This is a genomic window from Campylobacter sp., from assembly GCF_020024835.1.
Lineage (GTDB): Bacteria > Campylobacterota > Campylobacteria > Campylobacterales > Campylobacteraceae > Campylobacter_D.
The window spans coordinates 1-3,227 of sequence record NZ_JAHHTD010000065.1 but is presented as its reverse complement, the minus strand read 5'-3'; the positions used below and the strand labels follow the sequence as shown (position 1 = coordinate 3,227).

General features: G+C 26.7%; 3 protein-coding genes. All 3 read left to right on the top strand.

The genetic code is table 11. The annotated features are described in order from the left end of the window. The first annotated feature begins 115 nt into the window (after positions 1–115). The 3 genes from QZ429_RS07525 to neuC are packed head-to-tail and all read left to right on the top strand — an operon-like array spanning position 116 to position 3,125. On the top strand, positions 116–991 hold the full coding sequence (locus QZ429_RS07525) for an alpha-2,3-sialyltransferase (RefSeq protein WP_291953368.1): 876 nt from the start codon (positions 116–118) through the stop codon (positions 989–991). Further along, positions 988–2,013, top strand: a complete 1,026-nt coding sequence (locus tag QZ429_RS07520; protein ID WP_291953366.1) for an N-acetylneuraminate synthase family protein — start codon at positions 988–990, stop codon at positions 2,011–2,013. Before QZ429_RS07525 ends, QZ429_RS07520 begins: the two co-directional genes overlap by 4 nt. Next, positions 2,010–3,125: a UDP-N-acetylglucosamine 2-epimerase gene (gene neuC / locus QZ429_RS07515; protein WP_291953364.1), complete on the top strand. Its 1,116-nt coding sequence runs from the start codon at positions 2,010–2,012 to the stop codon at positions 3,123–3,125. The genes QZ429_RS07520 and neuC overlap by 4 nt, the downstream gene beginning before the upstream one ends. Positions 3,126–3,227: the final 102 nt, after the last annotated feature.

Sequence of the window (3,227 nt, the reverse complement as noted above, 5' to 3'; positions counted from 1 at the left end):
TGCTATGTATTTTTCTACATTATAAGTAGGAAGTATGATTGAAATTTGAGACATTAATATCCTTATAAATGTTTTATTATTATAATAATAACAAAATTTTAAATACGGGGGGGGGATGAAAGTCGCAGTAGTAGCAGGAAATGGTCCAAGTATAAAAAATATTGATTATGAAAGATTGCCAAAAGATTATGATGTCTTTAGATGTAATCAATTTTATTTTGAGGATAAATATTATTTAGGTAAAAAAGTTGATTTTGCTTTTGCTAATTCTTATGTATTTTTTGAACAATATTACACTATAAAAAATCTTATAGATAAAAATGAATATGAGATAAAAAATATAGTATGTTCATCGTTTAATTTAGATAACTTAGATGGCAAGGATTTTATTAGAAATTTTTATAGTTATTTCCCTGATGCTATTTTAGGATTTGATTTAATCAAAAAAATAAAAGATTTTCATTCCTTCGTTAAATTCAATGAAATATACAATGAACAAAGAATCACATCTGGAATTTATATGTGTGCAGTTGCTGTTGCTATGGGTTATAAAAATATTTATATATCAGGGATTGACTTTTATTCTAATGAAAATCAACCATATTTATTTAATCATCAAACTAACAATATTTTAAAATTAATTCCTGAATTTAAGAATGAAACAAAAACAAATATACATAATAAAGTATTTGATTTAAGAACTTTAGAGTTTTTAAGTAAAACATATGATGTTAATTTTTATTCTTTAAATGAAGATAGTGAAATTAGTAGATATATAAATTTAGCTCCTATTGTAAAAGAAAATGATTTTGTGTTAAATGATAAGCCTAAAGATTGCATTAATGATATTTTATTGCCAAAAAATAATACTTATAAGAAATTTAAAAAAATTCCAACACCTATAGTAAAAAACAATCTTTGGTTTAGACTTTTAAAAGATTTATTTAGATTACCAAGTGATATAAAGCATTATTTGAAAGATAAACGATGAAAATTGAACATTTAAAGATATCAAAAGAAAATCCTTTAGTTGTGCCTGAAATTGGCATTAATCATAATGGCAGTTTAGAAATAGCTAAGCTTATGGTAGATAGTGCAAAAAGAGCAGGGGCAAAAATCATAAAACATCAAACTCATATCGTAGAAGATGAAATGAGCAAAGAAGCAAAAAAAGTCATACCAGGCAATGCAAATATAAGCATATATGAAATTATGAAACAATGCGCTTTGAATTTTAAAGATGAGCTAGCTTTAAAAGAATACACTCAAAAGCAAGGCTTAGTATATCTTAGCACGCCTTTTAGTAGAGCAGCGGCAAATCGCTTAGAGGATATGGGGGTAAGTGCTTTTAAGATAGGCTCAGGAGAATGCAATAACTATCCTTTGATAAAGCATATAGCACAATTTAAAAAACCTATGATAATAAGCACAGGTATGAATAATATAAAAACTATAAGACCTACTATTAAGATTTTAAAAGATTTTGATATCCCTTTTGTTTTGCTTCATACTACAAATTTATATCCTACGCCAACGCATTTGGTGAGATTAAAAGCTATGTGCGAGCTTGAAAAGGAATTTAATTGTCTTGTGGGATTGAGTGATCATACTACAAATAATCTTGCTTGTTTAGGGGCAGTAGCTCTTGGTGCTAGTGTTTTAGAAAGACATTTTAGCGATACTATGGATCGACAAGGACCTGATATAGTGTGTTCTATGGACGAATTTGCCTTAAAAGAACTTATCACACAAAGTAAAGAAATGGCACTTTTAAGAGGAAACAACTTAAAAGAAGCATTAAAAGAAGAGCAAGTAACTATTGATTTTGCATTTGCTAGTGTAGTGAGTATTAAAAAGATCAAAAAAGGTGAAATTTTAACTATGGAAAATATTTGGGTGAAAAGACCTGGACTTGGAGGTATCCCTGCTAGTGAATTTGAAAATATTTTAGGTAAAGTCGCTTTAAAAGATATAGCTAATGATACACAATTAAATTTTGAGGATTATAAGTGAAAAAAGTCGTTTTTATCACGGGCACAAGAGCAGATTTTTCTAAAATAAAATCTTTAATGCTAAAAGTAGAAAAATCAAAAGATTTTGAATTATTTGTTTTTGCAACTGGTATGCATATGAGTAAGAATTTTGGATCTACTTACATAGAAATAGAAAAATGCGGTTTTAAAAATATTTTTAAATTTATAAATCACGATAAATACTATCAAATGGACAAAGCTTTATCAAGCACTATAGACGGATTTTCTAAATTTATACACGAAATCAAACCTGATTTAATTATAGTGCATGGAGATAGGATCGAGCCTTTAGCAGGTGCTATAGTTGGGAGTTTAAATAATATACTAGTAGCTCATATAGAAGGCGGAGAGCTTTCAGGGACTATTGATGATAGTATAAGACACGCTATAACTAAACTAGCTCATATTCATCTTGTTAATGATGAAGTGGCTAAGAAAAGACTTATGCAACTTGGAGAAGATGAAAATTCTATATTTATAATAGGCTCTCCTGATTTAGAAATTTTAACAAATAATCTAGTTTCCATAGACGAAGCAAGAGAGTATTATGATATAAAATTTAAAAATTATGCAATAGCGATATTTCACCCTGTTACAACAGAATTTGACAGCATAAAAATTCAAAGTGAAAATTTTGTAAATGCTTTAATAAAAAGCAATAAAAACTACATCATAATATACCCAAATAATGATTTAGGATTTGAATTTATTTTGCAAAGTTATGAAAAATTAAAGCATTTAGAGCATTTTAAAGTATTTCCATCTTTAAGATTTGAATATTTTATAACTTTATTAAAAAATGCAGAATTTATAATAGGAAATTCAAGTTGTATTTTAAAAGAAGCTTTGCAACTTAACATACCATCTATACTTGTTGGGACTAGACAAAATGGTCGTCTTGGAAGCAAAGAGGTGATTAAAGTTGATTCAAAATATGAAGAAATATTAAATGCTATTAGCAAAATACACAAAAATACAAAAATAAACACTGAAAAATTAGAAATTTTAAATAGCTCAAAAGTATTTTTTGAATATTTAGAAAATGGAGTATTTTTTAATATCAAAAAACAAAAGATATTTAGAGATATTTAAAAATATGAGATTTAATTTTTTAAGATTATAGAAAGGAAACAATGTTAAATACAAGAAAAATAATTATAAATTTATTGTTATTATTAGTGCCAATGAGTTTTC

Excerpts from the sequence above, each read along its gene's own strand:
- QZ429_RS07525 (WP_291953368.1), top strand. The coding sequence starts at position 116 with ATGAAAGTCGCAGTAGTAGCAGGAAATGGTCCAAGTATAAAAAATATT.
- QZ429_RS07520 (WP_291953366.1), top strand. The coding sequence starts at position 988 with ATGAAAATTGAACATTTAAAGATATCAAAAGAAAATCCTTTAGTTGTG.